Source organism: Algibacter pectinivorans (genome assembly GCF_900112595.1).
Classification (GTDB): domain Bacteria; phylum Bacteroidota; class Bacteroidia; order Flavobacteriales; family Flavobacteriaceae; genus Algibacter_B; species Algibacter_B pectinivorans.
In genome coordinates this window covers 400,839-422,776 of record NZ_FOMI01000002.1, presented here as the reverse complement: position 1 = coordinate 422,776, position 21,938 = coordinate 400,839, and the positions used below count along the sequence as shown (strand labels likewise).

Below are 21,938 nucleotides of genomic sequence, written 5' to 3'. Positions count from 1 at the left end.
TTTTTATAAATTATTACAGGACGTATCCCACGTGTTAAAAGGGGTGTTACTTAACTGCGAGTTATAATATTTTATTTGGCCAGAAACCTCTTCGCCTAACCAATTTGGTTTTTCAAAAGTTTCATTTTCGTTTTTTAGTTCGACTTCGGCTATAATTAAACCTTCATTATCGCCATAAAACGTATCAACTTCAAAAATATGAGGTCCTACTTTTACCTCGTAACGCGTTTTATCAATAACACCAGGTTCGCACAAATTTAACAATTCTTGAGCTTCTTTACGGGGAATTTCTTTTTCCCATTCAAAACGGGACAATCCATTTTTTGATGAGGCCCCTTTTATGGTTAAAAACCCTTGCTCACCTTTAATCCGTACTCTAACAGCTCTATTCTTATTGGAATTTAAATATCCTTGTATAATACGTGTAGATTTAAAAGCCTCTGTTTTAAAAGCATTTGAAGTCACCAAAAATTTACGTTCAATTTCTATCATTTTTATCCTAATCTTATTTTAATAAACAGGCATTTAATGCCTAAATTTACGGTATGTCTAGCAATTTTCCAGTAAGAAAAATTATTCATGTTGATATGGATGCGTTTTATGCCTCTGTAGAGCAATTGGATAACCCAGAACTTAAAGGCAAAGCAATTGCCGTGGGTGGTGGCGGAAAACGCGGTGTTATTAGTGCTGCGAGTTACGAGGCTAGAAAATTTGGAGTAAAAAGTGCGATGTCTGGCTCATTGGCTATAAAACTATGTCCGCATCTTATTTTTGTGAAAACAAATTTTGAACGGTACGCCGAAATATCTAAAAAAATTAGAAAAATTTTTCATGATTATACCGATTTGGTAGAACCACTATCTTTAGATGAAGCGTATTTGGATGTTACTGTAAACAAAAAAGGAAACCCAAGTGCCTCGAAAATTGCTGAAGAGATTAGAACTAGAATTTTTGAAGAAGTGGGTTTAACAGCCTCTGCTGGTATTTCAATTAACAAATTTATTGCTAAGGTAGCAAGCGATTACAATAAACCAAACGGACAAAAAACGGTAAATCCCGAGGAAGTTATTGAGTTTTTAGAACAATTGGATATTCGAAAATTTTATGGTGTAGGCAAAGTTACGGCCGAAAAAATGTACCAAAAAGGCATTTTTACGGGTTTAGATTTAAAAAACAAATCATTAGAATATCTGGATAAAAACTTCGGAAAATCTGGACGATACTATTATAACATAGTTAGAGGTATTCAAGATAGCGAGGTAAAACCAGATAGAATTAGAAAAAGTTTGGCTGCCGAACGGACGTTTAGCGAAAATTTATCGTCGGAAATATTTATGCTAGACAAACTAAAACAAATTGCAGAAGAGGTATCGCGTAGGTTACTAAAAAGCAAAGTGGCCGGTAAAACCGTAACCTTAAAAATAAAATACAGCGATTTTACATTACAAACACGCAGTAAAACATTACCATATTACATAAGTGATAAGGATGTAATTTTAGAAACAGCAACACAGTTGCTCTACCAAGAAACTTTAAATAATTCTGTTAGGCTGTTGGGCATTTCTATGTCTAGCTTAAACACAGAAAAAAAAGAAAAGCCACAACCAACTGCAAGTGTGAGTGTCCAGTTAAAATTCGAGTTTTAGCCAAAAAACAATCCTTTTCGCTGTTAAAATTCATTTTTTTAATGAAAATCACCTTAAAAATGCAATTTAAATTCAATTTCTTCTATTTAGAATTATTAAAAATAACAGATTTTTTTGATTACTATTTAAAATAAATAATTATAAATTTTGATATCAATAAAATTTTAACACTATAAACTAGATATGTGAAAATGTTATATCTTTATTTGGACTAAATCTAAATAAGGCTACTTTTGTAAAAAAAAACAACCATGTTTCTTAACAAAAGTCCATTTTTACTTTTACTGCTACTTAGCAGTATTACTTTTAGTCAGAATTGCACACTAGAAGGACTTGTTACTTTTAATAATAACGAACCCGTTCTTGGAGCCTACGTAACTATCCAAAACAAAACGCTTAAAAAAGAAACGGCAACAGGTATAGATGGCGAATTTAAATTTAATACTATTCCTTTTGGAGAGTATCATTTAGAAATTTATTCTATTGATGCTAAACCCAAAAAAATTAAGGTGGTTTTAGATGCGAATAAAAAAACTATACACACAACCTTAACATTAACCGATTATCAAGATTTAGACGAGGTTCAAGTAATTAGAAAATCTAATAAAACAATAAAAGAAACCCAAGGCTTTGCAGTAAGTGTAATTAAAACCAAAGAAGCTGGTCTTAGAAACATGCAAACTAACGAATTGCTAAACGCCACGGCCGGAGTTAAAATTAGGCAAAATGGTGGCTTAGGCTCTAGCGTTAGTTACAGCTTAAATGGCTTGTCGGGCAGTGCAATACGTATATTTATAGATGGCATACCTATATCTGTTTATGGAAACTCCTATAACTTAAACAGCATTCCACCTTCAATGATTAAAGATATTGAGGTTTACAAAGGTGTAGTTCCAGGACATTTAGCAGACGATGCCTTAGGTGGCGCCATTAATATTGTACTCCACAAAGGCACTCGAAGCCATTTAAATGCCTCTGTGTCCTATGGTTCTTTTAACACCGTCCAAACACATATTAATGGTTTATATCGGTTTGATAAGTCTGGCTTTACAGTAAAGGGCTCTCTATTTAACAATTATTCCGATAACGACTATAAAGTTTCAGGACGAAGCATAGTTGTTACCGGCTTAGGCGGTGTACAAACTCCAATTACAGCAAGACGATTTAACGACACTTATCGCTCTACCGGCGGAATGGCACAAATTGGGTATACCAATGTAAAATGGGCCGATCAATTTTTAATCGGATTTAATGCCTCAGAAGATTATAAAGAAGTGCAACACGGTGCTTTTATGACCATTACACCTTACAAAGGTCGTTTTTTAGAATCTGATGCTTTACTAGCAAATTTAACCTACCAAAAGAAAGACCTTTTTACCGAAGGGCTAGATGTAAATATTAACGGTGTTTATGGCAAAAGAAACCGTGCCGTTAACGATACCGTTGCTGCAGCTTACAGCTGGAATGGTGAGCGCGCCATTGATTTTAGAGGTGACGAATACGAATACACATGGGGTTCGCAACAAGAAGGTGGCCCAACGCTAGCTAAAATAAAACGTCATGTAGCCTCTATTAGAACCGGAGTGTCTTATGAAATTAATGAGCATCACAAAGTATTAGTAAACTATGTGTATAGCGGTATTGATAGAGAAGATAGCGATGCTTTACAATCGTATTTAGAAAACACCTTTAAAGGCACTAGAAATTTCGATAAAAATATTTACGCTTTAACTTACGAGATATCGGCCTTCGAAAACAAGTTTAAAGCCAGCCTATTCGGAAAACACTACCAACAAAAAACAACTAGTATTGATCCTGCTATTGAAACGGATTCGGAAGGGAATAGTACAGTTGTAGACGAGATAGTTAGCAGTAACAATACATTTAATGGTTATGGCTTTGCCACCTCGTATGCTATTACTCCAAAACTAACCGTATTGGCATCAGCAGAAAAAGCAATTCGACTACCAAACGAAACCGAAGTTTTTGGTAACGATGGCGATAATGTAGTTGCCAACCCAAGTATTAAACCAGAACAAAGTAACAACTACAACTTAGGATTTCGTTTTGGTAAATTTAATTTTAATAAACATGGCTTAACGGTTTCAACCAACCTGTTTACTAGAAATATTAAGGATAGAATTGGCTTACCTATTGAAAACTCGTTTAATATTGATGACGAATTAATACTCTATGTAAATCAAGGTAGTGGAACTTCTAAAGGTATCGATGCCCAATTAAATTATACGTATAACCGAAACTTTACACTTAATTTTAATGTGTCTAAATTCGAATTAAACATTGTAAATAGCGGCATCGAAATAGATGTACCCAACACGCCTTTTATGACCATGAATGGTAATTTACGCTATTCGTTCAAAAATTTAATTCAGCAAAAATCGCGTTTAAATTTATTTTATTCATTTCATTTTACAGAGGATTTCTCATACTCACCGAAACAAGGTAGTAATACGGTTGGCGACGATTTTTTTAAAGTTCCTGAACAGTTGGCTCAAGATTTCGGACTTAGTTATGCCTTTCCAAACAAGCAATTAGTGGTTAGTTTCGACATTAAAAATATATTCGATAAGCCTGTTTACGATAACCTATCTGTACAAAAACCAGGACGTGCATTTTACTTTAAACTCAATTATTCAATTCATAAATTTTAACCAAATAAATAAATCACAAATGAAACGTAATTTTTTAAATATCCAAACCTTAGGGCTTTTAGCCATATCAATTGGACTTTTTACAGCTTGTACTAGCGACGACGATAATGGTGGAACTACAGACCCTAATCCAGAACAAACAAATTCTAGATGGATAACGGTTGCAGCAGCTAAAATGGGAACCAATCCAGGAGATGGAAATGGAGGGACATTAATTTACTCGGTAAGTACTGAAGATGCCAAAGACCCTACTATTTCAATTAACGCTTTCGATAATGGTTTTATAGCACCATCAAACAGAACTGCAAGATTACAATCTTCTGAAGATGGAAATACTATTTTTAATATTAGCTACGCTGGAGATACTGGTGGAAATTATACAAAATACACTGTTGGAGGCGGACAAAACTTTACACAAACTGGTTCTGCAATTAGTATTGCACCATACGTTGGTACCGCTCCAAGATGGATTAAGCTATTTGATGGCGATAATACAGGTGCTGCAGTTTATGTAGATACAGAACATCAATTTGACGATAATGGTACTCCAGATGATGAAACCGATGATTTCTACACCCATACCGAAGCAACAATAGGTGTAGTAACTTTAGATTTAGTAAACTCTGCAATAAATAACTTCGAGGAGCACGTTGTACCATTAAGCGCTGAAGAAGAAGCACAAGGTTACTACTTTTCTAGAATTGATATGCCTACTTTAAACGCTGCTGGCGATAAACTTTATATAGGAGCACGTTTAAGCAAGGTGGATCCTGCTACTGCAGAAAGCGACAGCGATTTCGAAATTTTAGGGTCTAAAACCATTGTATTAGATTATCCGTCGTTATTAAACCCTCAAGTAATAACCTCTACTGTAGGACATGGAAACACTAATGGTTACAGAAGTATTAACTCTTTTGAGTATAACGGAAGCGTTTACCAAGCCAACCAAAGTGATCCTGAAGGGTCTCATATTTTAAAGATTGATGCCAATAACCAATATGATGATACTTACGATTTTAATTTAGACGATGCTTTAGGCGTAGAAGGTGCATATATTCTTGCATGGAGACCAGCAGCAAACGGAAAAGCTGTGTTAGCTTACCGTCATAATGGTTCTGCCGAAGGTGTAGCCGGTGCACAAGGCTTTTTTGCTTTAGTAGATTTAAACGCTAAAACAGCCGTAAAAATTAATGGTATTCCTGATAATACAGATTTATACTTGTTCCAGTACCAAGGTTTTGTGGTACAAGACAACGACATTTACGTAACTCAAGCTCCAGTAGGGCAAAATGGTAATATTTATGTTGTAGATACCGAAACTGGAAATGTAACCAAAGGTGCAGAGTTAGTAAACATTACGGGAAGCCACTTTATTGGAACGTTCTAGTAAAGCAATTATTTATATATTTATAAAAAAGGCGAGCTTTTAAAGCTTGCCTTTTTTGTTTACAAGGTATTTGGCACACCAGGATTTGTCAGAAAATTTGTCTAGATTTGTTTAACGTCATCCGTGAAACATTATATGCCAAATGAATATAACCAAAAAACCACATTTTGTACCTGCAACTTATCTTCAATTTTGGAGTGTGGATAACATTCCTAATGGAAGAAAATCTAAAATATACGTTACAGACATAAATGGAAGTAGAATTACTTCGGCATCTAAAACAGGAGTCGCTAGACATTTCTATTCAAAAACAGATCCAAACAAAGCAGAGGAATACTTTCAAAAATTCGAAAACGCGTGGACGAAATTGGTTAAAGAATTATTAGAAAACAAAGGACCTAAACCTGAAATATTAAGTTGTTTATTTCTACTCCATTCTTCCCAATTTTTAATAAGAAATAGATGCTTTGAAAATTTATCTGAAAAAGAAAGAATAGAAATCTATCACAATTGTATTGAAACTTATTGGACAAAAACAATAATGAACAATAAAATTGGAAAAACACATGAAGAGTCTCTTAAACTAATAGAAAAAAACTGGACTTGTTTACTTATAAGAAATAAAGACGAAAGGTTTATTACTTCTGATAATCCAACATTAACACTTAATGCAAAAGGAAAAAACCCAGCGATAATTTATATAGCTATAAATCCAAAAATTTCTCTCCTTGCTTTGAGCAATCAAGTTATTAAATTAAAAAGCAATAATGTAACCGAACAGGATATTGATTATCTTAACAATTATACAATTGGAAATTGCAACCGAGAAGTATACTCAAATAAACCGCTCGAAAAAGAATCTTTATCAAAGATTATAGAATATATGAAAATAAGACCTGAAAGGAATAGTACTTACAATGATAAAACATTACACTTAAAATCATATGATTATCCTATTCTTGGAATGGAATTCTCATTTATTGAATAAATACGGCATATAACATCGTTTATGTTTTATTGCTATTTCGCGCTTGCTTACGAAAATCCTTAGGGATTTCATATTCTGTTTGTATTTAACAAACCGTTAAAAAACCCTTTTCCAAAACAAAACAATTTTTCGAATTAAGCCATAAACTAACAAACACCTGCCTTAGCGATTGAAACGGCATCAGTTTAAATAGAAAAAACTGCCTTTTACGGCAGTTTTTTTTTATTTAAAAGTTATAATGGAAAGCGCGACCCATTTCGGTTAACCTGCCTACTGGCAGGCAAGCGCCCAAATATATATTACTATAAATTACAAGTTTCTATTTCTGTAACACGTAGCGTGTTTACCATACCTTTATCTTTCATTGGCATTGCAGCTAAACTAATAACCATATCGCCAACATTTAAGTATCCTTTTTTACAGGCTATTGCGTTAACATCTTCTATAGTTTCATCGGTACTTACAAACTTATCGTAATAGAATGCACGAACACCCCAAAGTAAGCTTAAACGCGTTAAAATACGGTGGTTTGATGTAAACACTAAGATATGACATGAAGGTCTCCAAGCCGAAATTTGAAATGCTGTGTATCCACTATTTGTTAACGTAGAAATGGCTTTCGCATTAATTTCGTTTGCCATATTAGCCGCGTGGTAACAGATTGATTTTGTTATGTAACGGTTAGTACGAATATGTGGAGGTAATTGAGGTACTTTAATTAAATTTGAATTTTCAACATTTTTTAAAATGTCGGCCATTTTCTTGATAACTTGCACAGGATATTGACCTACCGATGTTTCGCCAGATAACATTACAGCATCGGCACCATCCATTACCGAGTTGGCAACGTCATTTACTTCTGCTCGTGTTGGCGTTAAACTATCAATCATAGTCTCCATCATTTGCGTTGCAATAATTACCGGAATTCTTGCTCTTTTTGCACGTAATACCAATTGCTTTTGGATAAGTGGTACTTCTTCTGCTGGAACTTCTACACCTAGATCGCCACGAGCTACCATTAAACCATCACAATGTGCAACAATTTTATCGATATTCTCTACAGCTTCCGGCTTTTCGATTTTAGCAATAATTGGAATTTTATGATCACCATGTTTTGCTATTAAATCGCGCAGTTGCATTAAATCTTCTGCATGACGCACAAATGAAAGTGCTATCCAATCTACATCTAAACTAATAGCGAAAATAGCATCTTCAATATCTTTTTCTGTTAAAGCAGGTTGTGATATATCTGTATTAGGAAGGTTTACCCCTTTTTTAGATTTTAACGGTCCACCTTGTACTACTTTAGCCTTTACTTCAGATTTTCCATCTGTAGAAACCACCGTAAACAATAATTTCCCATCATCTAAAAGAATACGTTCTCCTGGTTTTGCATCTTGAGGAAAACTATCATAAGTCATGTAAACACGCTCTTTTGTACCTTCAAACCGCTCTCCGGTAGCAAAAATAATCTCATCTCCTGGGTTTACAACAACCTCATCTTTCATAACACCAACACGAAGTTTAGGACCTTGTAAATCGGCAAGTATTGCTGCTGTAAATCCATATTCTTCATTTAACTCACGTATCATTTGTACGCGCGCTTTTACATCATTATAGTCGGCATGCGAAAAGTTAATTCTAAATACGTTAGCGCCTTGTTCAAGCATTCCTTTTAAGACTTCCTTGGTACTGGTAGCGGGCCCTAGAGTGGCTACTATTTTCGTTTTTTTATCTATTGACATTAGTTAAAAATTAGATTTTCTTTTGATTTCAATTGACTAGAATCTACACTGTAAGCGGTTGCAATTTGCGGAATACTTAATATACTGTCTAATATATATTTTTCTTTACTTAAACTGATTTCGCTGTCTATTTTTAAAAAATAGTTAACAGTTTTATATTCAGGTAATAACTGAAACGTTTTAGTTATTTTTTCTTGATTGTCGAATAACGACGTATTATCTGATTGCTTAAGTTCGGTGGTTTTACAAATATTAGACACTAAGCTCCAAACTGTTAGTTGTTTTTTATCTTCCCATTCGAAAATCGAATAAGACACGTGTCCGTTATAAAAATCTAAATCTGACGCTTTTCTAGAAAGCACAATACCTAAACGTTTATTTAGAAGATAAGCTAATCGATAGTCTTCAAGCCTGCAATGTATTGCAATTAAGGTATATAATGCATCATCAAAAGCATCATCAAGAATAAGTTTGTGAACCGCCATAACTTATTTTAATTTGCGTAAATATAATATTAAAAACGTTCGGTTATAGTAAGTTTAAGGTAATCTTAAGAAGAAATGCGACTAAAACGTTGTAGTGAACCGCAATAAAAATTTAATACTTAAAAAGAACTTTTAATTCTTAAAGCATTCTAGACATTTTGTTTTGAAAGGCAAAGAAGGCTCGCTTTGATGCTTTTTCTTCAGCCTTTTTCTTAGAGGTTGCCCTAGCTTTTGCAATAACCTTATTATCGATAGATAGTTTTACCGAAAAATGCCTAACATCATCATTACCGGTATCTTCGTATACATTATAACCAAAGGTTTTCTTTTCTTTTTGGCACCACTCTATTAGTAAACTTTTATAACTTATTACTTTACCTTCTAGCGTTTCAATATCTACATGAGGTATTATAATGCGTTTAAAAATAAACTTTTCGCAGTATTTATAACCTCTATCTAAAAATATGGCGCCTACTAAGGCTTCAAATAAGTTACCATGAATATTATCGCCAAATTGCCCTGGCGGAATTTTACTTTCAACTAAATCTATTAGTTTTAACTCTTTTCCTAAATCATTAAGATGCTCTCTACTTACTACTTTAGATCGCATTTTGGTTAGGTAGCCTTCATCTCCACTGGGTACCTCTAAGTATAAATGTGAGGCAATTACAGAACTTAACATGGCATCACCTAAAAACTCTAACCGCTCGTAATTAAACGGATTGCCTTTAGTGTCTTTAATATTCATAGACCGATGGGTAAAGGCCTTTTTAAAGTACTTGATTTTCTTGGGTTTAAAACCAAGAATTTTGGTTAATTCCATAAAAAAATTCCCGTTGCGTTTAAAACGGGAATTTAATATGTTACGAATGCTTTCCATTCGGGATTTAATCTAGTTTTTTGAATAATACACAAGCGTTATGACCGCCAAATCCAAATGTATTACTCATTGCTACTTTTACGTCTCGCTTTTGAGCCTTGTTTAAAGTTAAATTTAATTCTGGATCAATGTTTTCGTCTACTGTAGCGTGGTTAATAGTTGGTGGCACCATACCGTGCTCCATAGCTAAAATAACCGATATCGCTTCAATAGCGCCAGCTGCACCTAAAAGGTGACCTGTCATAGATTTTGTCGAATTAATATTTATGTTCTTAGCGTGACTTCCAAATACTTCTGAAATTGCTTTAAGTTCTGCAACATCTCCTAAAGGTGTAGATGTACCATGTGTATTAATATGGTCTACATCTTCCGGCTTTAGGCCTGCATTTTCTAAACAATTTTTCATTACTGCAATAACTCCAATACCTTCTGGGTGTGGCGCCGTCATATGGTAAGCATCAGAAGATAAACCTCCTCCAATACATTCTGCATATATTTTAGCTCCTCTTGCTTTAGCATGTTCGTATTCTTCAAGAATTAATGCCCCTGCACCTTCACCTAAAACAAAACCATCTCTGGTAGCGTCAAAAGGTCTGGATGCCGTTTCTGGACTTTCATTTCTAGTAGATAGTGCATGCATAGCATTAAAACCACCCATACCAGCTATGGTAACCGCTGCTTCACTTCCTCCTGTAACCACTACATCTGTATGTCCTAAACGTATAGAGTTTAAAGCATCGAACATAGCGTTTGCAGACGAGGCGCATGCAGAAACCGTTGTGTAATTAGGCCCCATAAAACCATGTTTTATAGAGATATTACCTGGTGCAATATCAGCAATCATTTTAGGAATAAAAAAAGGATTAAATCTTGGTGTTCCATCTCCAGAGGCAAAGTTTAAAACTTCATTCTGAAAGGTTTCTAAACCACCAATACCTGCTCCCCAAATAACACCAACACGTAACTTATTGACTTTGTCTAGATCTAATTTAGCGTCTGCAATAGCTTCGTCTGCCGCTACCATAGCGTATTGGGCAAACTTATCCATTTTACGGGCTTCTTTTCTATCTATAAAATCGGTAACGTTAAAGTTTTTTAACTCGCAAGCGAATTTTGTTTTAAACTTCTCGGTATCATAATATGTTATAGGCGCAGCTCCACTTTTCCCACTAATTAAGCCTTCCCAATATTCGTCTTTGGTATTGCCAATTGGTGTTAAAGCGCCTAAACCTGTGACTACAACTCGCTTTAATTCCATAAAGTATTTTGATTGTTTTTTTTACTTATTTAGCTGCTTCGATATAAGAAATAGCTTGACCTACTGTAGCGATGTTTTCAGCTTGATCGTCTGGTATTTGAATATCGAATTCTTTTTCGAATTCCATAATTAATTCTACAGTGTCTAAAGAGTCTGCTCCTAAATCGTTTGTGAAGCTAGCTTCAGTAACAACTTCGTTTTCATCTACTCCTAATTTGTCCACGATAATCGCTTTTACTCTTGATGCAATGTCTGACATAATTTTTTAATTTAAATGTTTTAATTAGTTGGCAAAAATAAAAAACTTTATTTTATAAATCACCTTTAGTTTAAAAATGTGATGGTAATTTACTAAAATTAGTTTTAAGTATTTAGTTTTTACCTTCTAATTGTTAATAATTATTCTTTTTTTTGTTCGAATAATCTTTAACATTATAGTCTGTAAAATGAAACGTATTGTAATTTTTGCGTCCGGGAGTGGTACTAATGCTGAAAATCTAATTAAGTTTTTTCACAACAGCGATAATGCGTCTGTTATTCAGGTACTAACTAACAATCCTCATGCCAAAGTTTTGGAGCGTGCAAAAAAACTAAAGGTTAGCGCCCTATCATTCAATAGAATAGCGCTTTCCCACACAGAAGACGTGCTTAATATTTTAAAAGCATCCAAGCCAGATTTAATTGTTTTAGCTGGTTTTTTATGGAAGTTTCCTGAAAATATATTGAATGCTTTCCCTAATAAAGTAATAAATGTACACCCTGCATTATTGCCAAAATTTGGAGGCAAAGGTATGTATGGCATGAACGTTCATGAAGCCGTTGTTAATAACAAGGAAACCGAAACGGGTATAACAATTCATTATGTAAATGAACATTATGATGAAGGCGCCATCATTTTTCAAGCAAAATGCGATGTAAATCCTAATGATTCAGCTGAAAATGTTGCCGCAAAAATTCATGAATTGGAAATGGAACACTTTCCTAAGTTGGTAGCAGAAATATTAAAATAAAAATCAGTTCTAACTTAATCGATAAAAAATTTAGAACTACTATTTAAAAGATTCCCATATTCACTGGAATAAAAATAATGAGTAAAAAGAAAAAGAAATACTATACCGTTTGGCAAGGACATAAAACTGGTGTTTTTGAAACTTGGAATGCCTGTAAAAAGCAAATTACAGATTTTCCGGGAGCGCAATACAAATCTTTCCCAACAAAAGAAGCTGCAAACGAGGCGCTTGAGGGTAATTATTTCGATTATATTGGAAAAAAATCTCAGTTTACAAGTGAGTTATCGCACGAGCAACTTAAAAAAATAGGGCAACCCAACTACAACTCAATATCGGTTGACGCCGCATCAAGTGGAAATCCGGGTGTTATGGAATACCGAGGTGTAGACACTAAAACAAAAAAACAAATTTTTATTCAAGGTCCTTTTGAGCAAGGTACCAATAACATTGGAGAGTTTTTAGCCTTAGTTCATGGATTGGCTATTCTTAAAAAAAACAATAGCGACCGTATTATTTATACGGATTCCAGAACCGCTATGAGTTGGGTAAAGAAGAAAAACTGCAATACCAAACTAGAACGTAACGACAAAAACAAACCCGTTTTTAATTTAGTAGATCGTGCTGTAGAATGGCTTAAAACCAATACCTACAAAACTGTTATTGTAAAATGGGAAACCAAAGCTTGGGGAGAAATTCCAGCAGATTTTGGCCGTAAATAAACAAACACCTCTAAAATTATTTATTTTAACCTTAATTATTTCTGCAATTACCAAGCGGCTTAAATACTTTTATAGTGGTATTCAACTAAAAACTAGCGCCCAGATACACACTTCCAATAGAACACTGTTAATACCACAATCTTTATTATTGAAAAAAATATAATCGCAGTAAACTATAAAAAGACTTATATTTGTAGCTTAAATTCACACCTCATTTATGAGCAAATTAGTAATAGTAGGTACCGTAGCTTTTGATGCTATTGAAACACCTTTCGGTAAAACCGATAAAATTCTTGGTGGTGCTGCAACGTATATAGGACTTGCTGCCTCTCATTTTAATGTTGATGCTGCTGCAGTTTCTATAGTTGGTGGCGATTTTCCGCAAAAATATTTAGACTTATTATCAGATAAAAATATTGATGTTTCTGGAATTGAAATTGTAAAAGATGGTAAAACATTTTTTTGGAGTGGAAAATATCATAACGATATGAACTCGCGCGATACTTTGGTTACCGAGTTAAACACTTTAGAAGACTTTAACCCTGTTGTACCAGAAAATTATAAGGATGCCGAAGTGGTTATGTTAGGAAACCTACATCCGCTTGTGCAAGCTAGTGTTCTAGATCAAATGACAAGCAAACCAAAATTAGTAGTTTTAGATACTATGAATTTTTGGATGGATATTGCCTTACAAGATTTAAAAAACGTTATAAAACGTATTGACGTTATTACCATAAACGATGAAGAAGCAAGACAATTAACCGGCGAATACTCGCTAGTTGTTGCTGCGCAAAAAATTCATGAAATGGGCCCAAAATATGTGGTTATTAAAAAAGGAGAACATGGTGCATTGTTGTTCCATAACGATCAAATGTTTTACGCACCAGCTTTACCTCTAGCCGAAGTTTTTGATCCTACAGGAGCAGGAGATACTTTTGCAGGTGGATTTGCAGGTTATATTGCTAAAACAGGCGACACCTCTTTTGAAAACATGAAGAACGCCGTTATTTACGGATCGACTTTAGCCTCGTTTTGTGTTGAAAAATTTGGTACAGAACGTATGGAAAACCTATCAAACCAAGAAGTACATAAACGATTGCTGCAATTTAAGCAATTAACACAATTTGAAATAGAATTAACATAAACTGACGCGCTCTAAAATAGAGTGCGTTTTTTGATTAAAATACTGTTTACCTCTTAAAAATCGAATAATCAAGATTTTAACCGAGAAAAAATAATTAGTTAGTAAAGCGAAAACATTTACAAATTATGAGTGATGCCTTAAAACACGAATGCGGAATTGCAATGATTAGACTTTTAAAACCATTAGAGTTTTATAAAGAAAAATATGGCAGTGCATTTTACGGTGTAAATAAAATGTATTTAATGATGGAAAAACAGCACAATCGCGGACAAGATGGTGCAGGTTTTGCCAGTATAAAATTAGATACAAAACCAGGAGAACGTTACATAAGCAGAGTACGCTCTGTGCAGCAACAACCCATACAAGATATTTTTGCTCAAATTAACGATCGTATAAACAATGAGTTTAAAGCGCACCCAGAATATAAAGATGATGTCGCTGCGCAGAAAAAAAACATACCTTATATAGGCGAAGTATTATTAGGACACGTACGTTATGGAACCTTTGGAAAAAATAGCGTAGAAAGTGTACACCCGTTTTTAAGACAAAACAACTGGATGCACAGAAACCTAATAATGGCAGGTAACTTTAACATGACCAATGTTAAAGAACTTTTTAGCAACCTTATTGAGTTAGGACAGCACCCTAAAGAATATACCGATACCATTACTATAATGGAAAAAATTGGTCATTTTTTAGATGATGCCGTTAGTAAAATTTACAGAGACTTAAAAAAAGAAGGGTACAACAAGCAAAACGCTTCGCCACAAATAGCCGAACGCCTAAAAGTTGGTAAAATATTGCGTCGTGCAGCAAAAAACTGGGATGGTGGTTATGCTATGGCAGGATTAATTGGACATGGCGATTCGTTTGTATTAAGAGATCCAGCAGGAATTCGCCCTGCGTATTACTATAAGGATGACGAAATTGTAGTAGTTGCATCAGAGCGTCCAGTAATTCAAACCGTCTTTAATGTCGATTTTAATGCTGTAAAAGAACTAGAACCAGGACACGCTATTATTACTAAAAAATCTGGTAAAGTTGCCATTAAAAAAATATTAGAACCTTTAGAAAGGAAAGCTTGTTCGTTTGAGCGTGTTTACTTTTCTAGAGGAAGTGATGCCGAAATTTACCAAGAGCGTAAAACTTTAGGAAAGTTATTAATGCCTAAGGTTTTAAAAGCTATTGATAACGATACTAAAAACACCGTGTTTTCATACATTCCTAATACTGCAGAAACCTCGTTTTTTGGAATGATTGAAACGGCAGAAGCTTTTATAAATAAAACAAAAACGGCAGCCATTTTAAATGGTCAGCGCTCCCTATCGGCAGAAAAAGTTACCGAGATTTTATCTGAGCGTGCTAGAATAGAAAAAATAGCAATAAAGGATGTAAAACTTAGAACCTTTATTACCGAAGATAGCAGTAGAGACGATTTGGTTGCACACGTTTATGATGTTACCTATGGCGTAATTAAGCCTACAGATAACCTAGTTATTATAGACGACAGTATTGTACGCGGTACCACTTTAAAAATGAGTATTTTAAAGATGCTAGATCGTTTAAATCCTAAAAAGATAATTGTAGTATCTTCTGCGCCGCAAATAAGGTATCCAGATTGCTACGGCATAGATATGGCTAACCTAGAGAGCCTTGTGGCCTTTAGAGCAGCCTTAGAGCTACTAAAAGAAGCAGGGAAATACGATATTGTAAAAGAAGTGTACCAGAAATGCTTAACACAAACCGATTTAGAAGATAAATTGGTAAAGAATTTTGTAAAAGAAATTTACGATCCTTTTACAGACGAAGAAATATCGGATAAAATAGCTGAATTATTAAGTCATGAGTCTATTAAAGCTGAAGTAAAAATTATTTTTCAATCGGTTGAAAATTTACACAAAGCTTGTCCAGAACATTTAGGCGATTGGTATTTTACAGGAAATTATCCTACCGTAGGAGGAAATCGAGTTGTAAACCGAGCTTTTATTAACTTTTATGAAGGTAATAAAGAACGTGCTTATTAATTATTAAATTAATAATTTGGATGTGGTTATACCGTAAAATACGTATTTCAACCCATAAAAACGCTTTTCATCTAAAAAATATTTTTAGTACTTAAAATACACATAAATTGGACTCACCATAACATAAGTAGGTTAAGTTCATGGTAGATTTGGGGCAAAAAAAGCTGAACTTCTGTTCGGCTTTTTTTATGCGATAAAACGAATACCAAAACACCGTTTTATAATCTTACACACTAACCGTAATTAACTAATTATATATCGTTTAAGCCAATAATTGCGTAGTTTAACTAAATTATTTCTACGTTGGCCAATCGTACTTTATATTTGCATCACCATAACATAAGTAGGTTAAGTTTATGGTAGATTTGGGGCAAAAAGGTGGACGCTAGTTCACCTTTTTCATTTTCTATAATTTCGGTTCTTACAGGAAATTATTTTTTGTATTACATATCTTTCAAAAAAAATTATCTTTACAATACAACAGTAGCAAAAAACTTTCCATATCATGCTTTGTTTGCGAGATATGAGTAGTAAAAGTTTTTGTATAGCGAGTTGTGCGTAATATGAGAAAAACGATAATATTTATATTTGGAGTTATAATTTTACAATTGAATTTCTCTTGTAAAATTCAATATTCTGTGACTGAACTGAACAAAAATTTTACGGCAGAACAAATAGCTGATTTGAACAAAATAACGGAATTCTTCAAATCGGAAATGTGTTTACAAATGGATTCCGATTTCAAAACTTGTTACGAACGAACACCACACGAATATTTAGAAGCAACAGGAAATGGATTTTGGGCTAATATAAATTTCGAAAAACAAAAGAAACTATATGAACAAATTTCCGAATCTACTTTCAAGGAAATTTGGATGTTTTGTAAATCAAAAGAGTACCCAAGCGAAAATGAGTATAAGAGTATTTGTGCTAATGCAAATGGAAAATATCAAAAATTTTTGACAGATTTAGGAAAAACTAATCCAAGAATAGCAAAATATGCTAAACGGATTTGGGACTCGGGAGATTTTTATTCTATGGACATTCATTATACTCATATACTCATGGATAAAAAATTATTTGATTTAAACGACCCAAATATCCAATTGACTTTAGCAATTCATTATTTGTCGCTAAATGATACCGAAAAGCGAAAAGAAAAATGGATTGCAGAATAAAAAATACTGCACCTAATACGCGTATAAAACATATAAAAACCTCAAATTTACAGAACCTGTAATAGCTTATTACTAATTACTAAATTCAGCAAATATGCCCGCGTTAGGGATTGCCGCGGCATCCTTTTTATTGCTGCTACAAATGGCAAAAAAGACCTGCCTGCCAGCCGGTATAGCATAAAGCCCGACCCCTGTGGTAACCTGCCTATCGGCAGACATGCGTTCTAAATATTATCGTACTGATACCATTGTGCGAACGAGGTATCAGTTTCTTGAAGTTTTAACGAATGTAGTTTGATGTGTCCTGGTAATCGCTTACCTATTTTTTTAGCAAAGTCTAAAACCATCATCTCACTAGTGGGCTGATAGTCTACCAACAATACATTATGCCCGCGGTCTTGCAACTCTTTTGCTAACTCGACATGTGGCGTATTTTTATTAAATACCGTGGCGTGGTCGAATACGTTTACAATTTCTTCTTTAACGATTTTTTTAAGATCGCCAAAGTCTATTACCATACCATACTTTACGTTATTAGTATCTGTAATAGGCTGTCCAATAACGGTTACAGACAGTTTGTAGCTGTGTCCATGTACGTTTTTACATTTTCCGTCGTAGCCATAAAGTGCATGACCGGTTTCGAAAGAGAACTGTTTTGTAATACGAATGTTATTTGCCATTATCTTCTTTTTCTTTTATTTACAAAGTATACAATTACTAAAACGATTCCTAATATTAGGAATAATCCGCTTCCGCTTAAAAAGGACAAGATGCTCGTGATATCCATAGGGCTTAATTATTTCTTTTTTTGTTATAATAGTAAACTACATAGGCTAATGTTACAAGCACTACAAATGGAAGTATAGAACCAATAAAAACACCTATTTCGTAGCCTTTATCTGGTGCATTATTAATTTTTTCTTCAATATCTACTTGCTGAAGTAAAGCAATGAATAGATTCATATTAGTTTATTATGCTATGGTGCAAAGTTAATTGTTTTGAGCTAGTGGCAAAAATAGTTGCCTGAATTTTATAATTAATGGCACACCTCGTGCTATTATCCAAAACGTAATAGCAATAAAAATGGCATGCAACTTATAATCTAAATGATCTAACCAAAACAATATGGGTATAAAAACAATAAAGGTAGAAAACAACAGAACGTTACGTAAATATTTCATTTTGCCCAGGCCTTTAAAAATACCATCGAAAATAAATGCCAACGTACATAAAGGCTGCATAACAAGCACCAGCCAAAAGACGTTATAGAACGCAGCTAAAACTTCGGGTTCTTGGGTAAATATTCGCCCTATAGGATAGTATAACATACCACCTACAACTCCTAATATAACGCCAATAACTACGCCATATTTAATAAGTTCGTTACTTAACGCTATAAGTGTTGCGTATGCTTTTTCGCCAAATAATTTACCTGATAAAATATTGCCTGCACTAGCATAACCATCGACAATAAAGGCTCCTAAAAACCATAAGTTTATGGCTATGGTGTAAGCCGCTATATATGCTGCGCCATAGCTGGTTGCAAAAGAACTTGCATAATACAACGTTACGTTTAAAGCAATGGTGCGTATAAACAGGTTTAAAATCATTAACAAAAACCGTTTAATTTCTGGATTAAAAGGAAAACTTGGTTTTAGTGGAATCTCGGTTTTTTTAAGCAGGAAATAGGCTGAAAACAAAGCCATTAAAATTTGAGCTATAACACTGGAATACGCTGCTCCTTCTATATGCATAGGCTTTATAAAACCATTTATTCCGTACACCAAAATAATATCTAAAATAATATTTGATGTAGCACCTATAATAGCTATTAGCATAGGATGGTAAGTGTTTTGCAAACCCCTAAATGCACCAAAAACGGCAATTGTAAATAAGGTAAAAGGAAACCCTATTACGCGAATTTTATAATACACCACAGCATAATCTAAAATTAAATCTGTGGCGTTATATAGTTTAAAAATATATTTTGCAAACGGATAGGTGCTAATAATAATAAGTATACTAAGCGAGGTTATAATAAAAATAGCCTGAGCCGGCAGGTTTTTAATTTTATCTAGCTTATTAGCACCAACGTATTGCGACACTATTGAGGAAATGGCACTTCTAGTTTGCCCCAACACCCAAATAAGCATAGACATAAAGGTGGTTACAATACCAACAGCAGCTAAAGACTGGGTGGCATTTACAGGAATATTTCCAACAATGGCCGCATCGGTTAACGATAAAATGGGCTCTGATACTCCGGCAATTAATGCCGGAATAGCCAATTTATTGATATGCTTTAAACTAATGTTTGTATTCATAAAACACATTGGTTACCGCAAATATAATCCTCTACTATTCAAAATGAGTTTTAAAACTATTTAGTTTGCTTTTGTAAGCATTAAAATGTTTATTTTTGAACCAGAATTATTGTAAATTTCGGTTTATAAGTTTAAGTCGTTAGGATTCTTTTTAAAAATTGAATTAGCAAAAACGGCAAATTATACACAAGGGGATGTAGCTCAGTTGGCTAGAGCGCTTGACTGGCAGTCAAGAGGTCGTGGGTTCGAATCCCATCTTCTCCACAGTTTTAACAAGGGTTTCAAGAGATTGAAGCCTTTTTTATTTTTATACTTGCCCACAATTTGCCTGCTTTTAAAGAATTAGCAATATAATAGTTAGTCTTAAAAAAAATAAAATGTTTTTAAAAAGGTGCATATTTTACATTTTTTGCACAACCTTAATAATATGTAGTAACCTAATTATTTAATATTATCATTTGCCGCTAAAAGTTTTTTGAATACTTATCTAGTAGATAGCCAGTTTTAAAACTGTTTATTTCTGTGATCTTGTTTAAGTTAGAGTTATAAACCACCTCAACAAAAAATAATTCGATTGCATAAAGATTACATTTTTCCGATTCTGTGATATGATTATTTAAAAATACACCGTTTTGGTTTACGGCTTCCATACGATCGTTTAAATCAAGTATATTAAATTCGTATAGAGTCATTTTAAAAGCATTTTAATTAGCTCGTAAAGACCAATACAAGCCCCTACTATTGCCATAAGTATTAAGCCAGTTATTAATTTTTCACGTACCCACCAGTTAGGGTCGTATTGCTTGTACTCCTTTTTTTTCTTACCAAACATACACTAAATATAGTAATAATTTTTTATTTAGATTATAGCTCTTTTAAGCGTGCTATATAACTATGTGATAAACTATATAAGTATTATATATTAAGTGGATATAAAAGGCTGTAAGTACTTTGTATGGTGGTGGTGTTCATAATGTAGTAATACATGATTAAAAGGTCTAAACGCTTTATATATTGGTGGCTGTGGGGCTGCTGTTCCTGTTGTGGTGGTTATAATACCAATACATATATAAAGGCTCTCAAATGCTTTGTATGGTGTTGGTGTGGTGGTGGTGCTTTGCTTATGGCTAATGGTTAATACTTTTTAGTAGACTAGATTAAGCGTAACTACTTGATAACGTGATAGTTAAAAAGGTACTTAGAAAAGTACTCAATATTCCGCAATGTGTTCTGCTGCTGCATTTTATATACAGTCCGCATATATTTCAACCTTGTTACATTGATAGTTATTTGTAATGATTATAAATAAGATTTGCTATTAAGAATAGTTATAAATAGTCTAGGGTTTACAAGGGTTTAACGCTGGGGTTTATTAAAATATAACAACTCAATATAACAAATGAAAAAAGCGCATACCATTAAGATACACGCCTTTAACGACAAACAGAAAATACTAACTACCTTTTATAAAGTAACGCTATTAAATAGCCCTCAAAAGGTGTTAAATGTCCTTTTAACTTCCAACCCTTTTTTGCAGCTTCATTTATTGCCGCTTCAAGGTCTATGATGCACACATCTTTTATATTCCATGTTTCACCATCTGTATTTCAAATAAACCGTTTTGATTTTTTACGACGTTACCAACTGGTAAAAAACCAAATTCAGCATTTTTAACCATTTGTATTTCTAATTCGGCGCGCGTATGTTCTTTTAGTGTTATCTCTTGCATCTACTTAATATTTAAAATTTGTTCATTATCGAAAGTTATTTTATAATCATTGCTTAGGCTCTTAACAATTGATCCAGTCATTTTTAAAGTATCATTTATATTAGTTTTGCGCTTCTTAGCAATTTTTACTATTTCTTTGACCTCATCAATTTGCGTGGCCTGATTTTCATTTGTTAAGTACAGTTTGAAAAATTCAGGGTTTACAGTTACCTTATAAGTGTCTTTTGAGATTTTCAAAAAGTCATCCAAATTGTATTGCTTTTGGTTTGGTGCTTCTTTTAGCTTCTCTATTAAACTAGGATTTAAGCGGCCAGCTCTGTCTTCAATACCTTGCCAATAATCGTGGTTGTGAGTGTAAAAGCTATAGGCCACATTTAAACGGTGATTGTAAAGTGTTTCTAATTCTTCAAGTTGAGCGGTGTTAATTTTACATAGCTTTAAATATTCGCTAAAATCTGCATCTGGTAAACACTTATTTTGTTCTGCTTCGTGGTAGCTGGTGAAATGTTTAATAAACTCACCATCTTGTAACTCTGATAATTTTAAATTATGCTTTACTTTTTGTTTTGAAAGCTCGTTTTTGACTTCGTTAAGCATTTCAGCAATAGAGGAAATATTTTCAATAAATCTTTGCTCAGCTGCTATGTCATGTTGTAATAGTATCTTTGTCATCTTGTTATATTTTAGTGCCGCTTTGGGCGTATTAATTGTATTTATTGTGGGGATTAGTGGCAAATGAAATGCCTTT

21 protein-coding genes and 1 tRNA gene are annotated in these 21,938 nt (G+C 33.7%); 10 read left to right on the top strand and 12 right to left on the bottom strand.

All coding sequences use genetic code 11. The annotated features are described in order from the left end of the window. Positions 1 to 3 precede the first annotated feature (3 nt). Entirely contained in the window at positions 4 to 492 is a 489-nt protein-coding gene (locus BMY96_RS04545; RefSeq protein ID WP_092849616.1) for a CYTH domain-containing protein, read from the bottom strand. A gap of 53 nt (positions 493 to 545) precedes the next feature. Between BMY96_RS04545 and dinB the strand changes: the two genes are divergently transcribed. From dinB to BMY96_RS04525, 4 genes are all read left to right on the top strand, one after another. Continuing rightward, a complete protein-coding gene (gene dinB / locus BMY96_RS04540; RefSeq protein WP_092849614.1) occupies positions 546 to 1,646 on the top strand; it encodes a DNA polymerase IV in 1,101 nt (366 codons plus the stop codon). A 251-nt stretch (positions 1,647 to 1,897) separates the two neighbouring features. Then, positions 1,898 to 4,318, top strand: coding sequence for a TonB-dependent receptor (locus BMY96_RS04535; RefSeq protein ID WP_092849612.1), 2,421 nt, complete (start codon positions 1,898 to 1,900; stop codon positions 4,316 to 4,318). A 19-nt stretch (positions 4,319 to 4,337) separates the two neighbouring features. Further along, positions 4,338 to 5,705 (top strand): DUF4374 domain-containing protein, encoded by a 1,368-nt coding sequence (locus BMY96_RS04530; RefSeq protein ID WP_092849886.1) that lies wholly within the window; start codon positions 4,338 to 4,340, stop codon positions 5,703 to 5,705. A gap of 142 nt (positions 5,706 to 5,847) precedes the next feature. Continuing rightward, positions 5,848 to 6,693: a DUF4238 domain-containing protein gene (locus BMY96_RS04525; RefSeq protein WP_092849609.1), complete on the top strand. Its 846-nt coding sequence runs from the start codon at positions 5,848 to 5,850 to the stop codon at positions 6,691 to 6,693. Between the two features lie 302 nt (positions 6,694 to 6,995). On the opposite strand, the gene pyk is transcribed toward BMY96_RS04525, so the two are convergent. From pyk to BMY96_RS04500, 5 genes are all read right to left on the bottom strand, one after another. Continuing rightward, positions 6,996 to 8,438, bottom strand: a complete 1,443-nt coding sequence (gene pyk / locus BMY96_RS04520; RefSeq protein WP_092849607.1) for a pyruvate kinase — start codon at positions 8,436 to 8,438, stop codon at positions 6,996 to 6,998. Beyond that, positions 8,438 to 8,923, bottom strand: a complete 486-nt coding sequence (locus BMY96_RS04515) for an IPExxxVDY family protein (RefSeq protein ID WP_092849605.1) — start codon at positions 8,921 to 8,923, stop codon at positions 8,438 to 8,440. Before BMY96_RS04515 ends, pyk begins: the two co-directional genes overlap by 1 nt. 139 nt (positions 8,924 to 9,062) lie before the next feature. Then, entirely contained in the window at positions 9,063 to 9,803 is a 741-nt protein-coding gene (rnc, locus tag BMY96_RS04510; protein ID WP_092849602.1) for a ribonuclease III, read from the bottom strand. Positions 9,804 to 9,810: 7 nt separating this feature from the next. After that, on the bottom strand, positions 9,811 to 11,061 hold the full coding sequence (fabF, locus tag BMY96_RS04505; protein ID WP_092849599.1) for a beta-ketoacyl-ACP synthase II: 1,251 nt from the start codon (positions 11,059 to 11,061) through the stop codon (positions 9,811 to 9,813). Positions 11,062 to 11,086: 25 nt separating this feature from the next. Continuing rightward, positions 11,087 to 11,320: an acyl carrier protein gene (locus BMY96_RS04500; RefSeq protein ID WP_007647141.1), complete on the bottom strand. Its 234-nt coding sequence runs from the start codon at positions 11,318 to 11,320 to the stop codon at positions 11,087 to 11,089. A 187-nt stretch (positions 11,321 to 11,507) separates the two neighbouring features. On the opposite strand from BMY96_RS04500, the gene purN reads away from it, so the two are divergent. From purN to BMY96_RS04475, 5 genes are all read left to right on the top strand, one after another. Continuing rightward, positions 11,508 to 12,071: a phosphoribosylglycinamide formyltransferase gene (gene purN / locus BMY96_RS04495; protein ID WP_092849597.1), complete on the top strand. Its 564-nt coding sequence runs from the start codon at positions 11,508 to 11,510 to the stop codon at positions 12,069 to 12,071. Between the two features lie 77 nt (positions 12,072 to 12,148). After that, the gene (locus BMY96_RS04490; RefSeq protein WP_092849596.1) at positions 12,149 to 12,790 is read left to right on the top strand and encodes a ribonuclease H1 domain-containing protein; all 642 of its coding nucleotides are present in this window, start codon (positions 12,149 to 12,151) and stop codon (positions 12,788 to 12,790) included. 217 nt (positions 12,791 to 13,007) lie between these two features. Then, positions 13,008 to 13,934, top strand: a complete 927-nt coding sequence (locus tag BMY96_RS04485) for a PfkB family carbohydrate kinase (protein WP_092849594.1) — start codon at positions 13,008 to 13,010, stop codon at positions 13,932 to 13,934. A 125-nt stretch (positions 13,935 to 14,059) separates the two neighbouring features. Next, positions 14,060 to 15,958 carry an amidophosphoribosyltransferase gene (locus BMY96_RS04480; RefSeq protein ID WP_092849591.1) on the top strand — a complete coding sequence of 633 codons (1,899 nt, stop codon included), beginning with the start codon at positions 14,060 to 14,062 and terminating at the stop codon, positions 15,956 to 15,958. 638 nt (positions 15,959 to 16,596) lie between these two features. Then, positions 16,597 to 17,136, top strand: coding sequence for a hypothetical protein (locus BMY96_RS04475; RefSeq protein ID WP_139205210.1), 540 nt, complete (start codon positions 16,597 to 16,599; stop codon positions 17,134 to 17,136). A gap of 224 nt (positions 17,137 to 17,360) precedes the next feature. Here the strand turns inward: BMY96_RS04475 and BMY96_RS04470 are convergent, their stop codons facing one another. From BMY96_RS04470 to BMY96_RS04465, 3 genes are all read right to left on the bottom strand, one after another. Further along, positions 17,361 to 17,816: a 6-pyruvoyl trahydropterin synthase family protein gene (locus BMY96_RS04470; RefSeq protein ID WP_092849586.1), complete on the bottom strand. Its 456-nt coding sequence runs from the start codon at positions 17,814 to 17,816 to the stop codon at positions 17,361 to 17,363. A 112-nt stretch (positions 17,817 to 17,928) separates the two neighbouring features. Further along, positions 17,929 to 18,099 (bottom strand): hypothetical protein, encoded by a 171-nt coding sequence (locus BMY96_RS15955; RefSeq protein ID WP_175473509.1) that lies wholly within the window; start codon positions 18,097 to 18,099, stop codon positions 17,929 to 17,931. A 27-nt stretch (positions 18,100 to 18,126) separates the two neighbouring features. After that, complete coding sequence (locus tag BMY96_RS04465) at positions 18,127 to 19,461, bottom strand: MATE family efflux transporter (protein ID WP_092849585.1); 1,335 nt, start codon at positions 19,459 to 19,461, stop codon at positions 18,127 to 18,129. A gap of 190 nt (positions 19,462 to 19,651) precedes the next feature. On the opposite strand from BMY96_RS04465, the gene BMY96_RS04460 reads away from it, so the two are divergent. After that, a tRNA-Ala gene (locus tag BMY96_RS04460) sits at positions 19,652 to 19,725 on the top strand. A 200-nt stretch (positions 19,726 to 19,925) separates the two neighbouring features. On the opposite strand, the gene BMY96_RS04455 is transcribed toward BMY96_RS04460, so the two are convergent. The 3 genes from BMY96_RS04455 to BMY96_RS04450 form a co-directional block, all read right to left on the bottom strand. Then, the gene (locus tag BMY96_RS04455) at positions 19,926 to 20,153 is read right to left on the bottom strand and encodes a hypothetical protein (protein WP_092849582.1); all 228 of its coding nucleotides are present in this window, start codon (positions 20,151 to 20,153) and stop codon (positions 19,926 to 19,928) included. 887 nt (positions 20,154 to 21,040) lie between these two features. Continuing rightward, a complete protein-coding gene (locus BMY96_RS15945; RefSeq protein ID WP_175473507.1) occupies positions 21,041 to 21,190 on the bottom strand; it encodes a hypothetical protein in 150 nt (49 codons plus the stop codon). Next, positions 21,191 to 21,862: a hypothetical protein gene (locus BMY96_RS04450; RefSeq protein ID WP_092849579.1), complete on the bottom strand. Its 672-nt coding sequence runs from the start codon at positions 21,860 to 21,862 to the stop codon at positions 21,191 to 21,193. It abuts the gene before it with no gap. Positions 21,863 to 21,938: the final 76 nt, after the last annotated feature.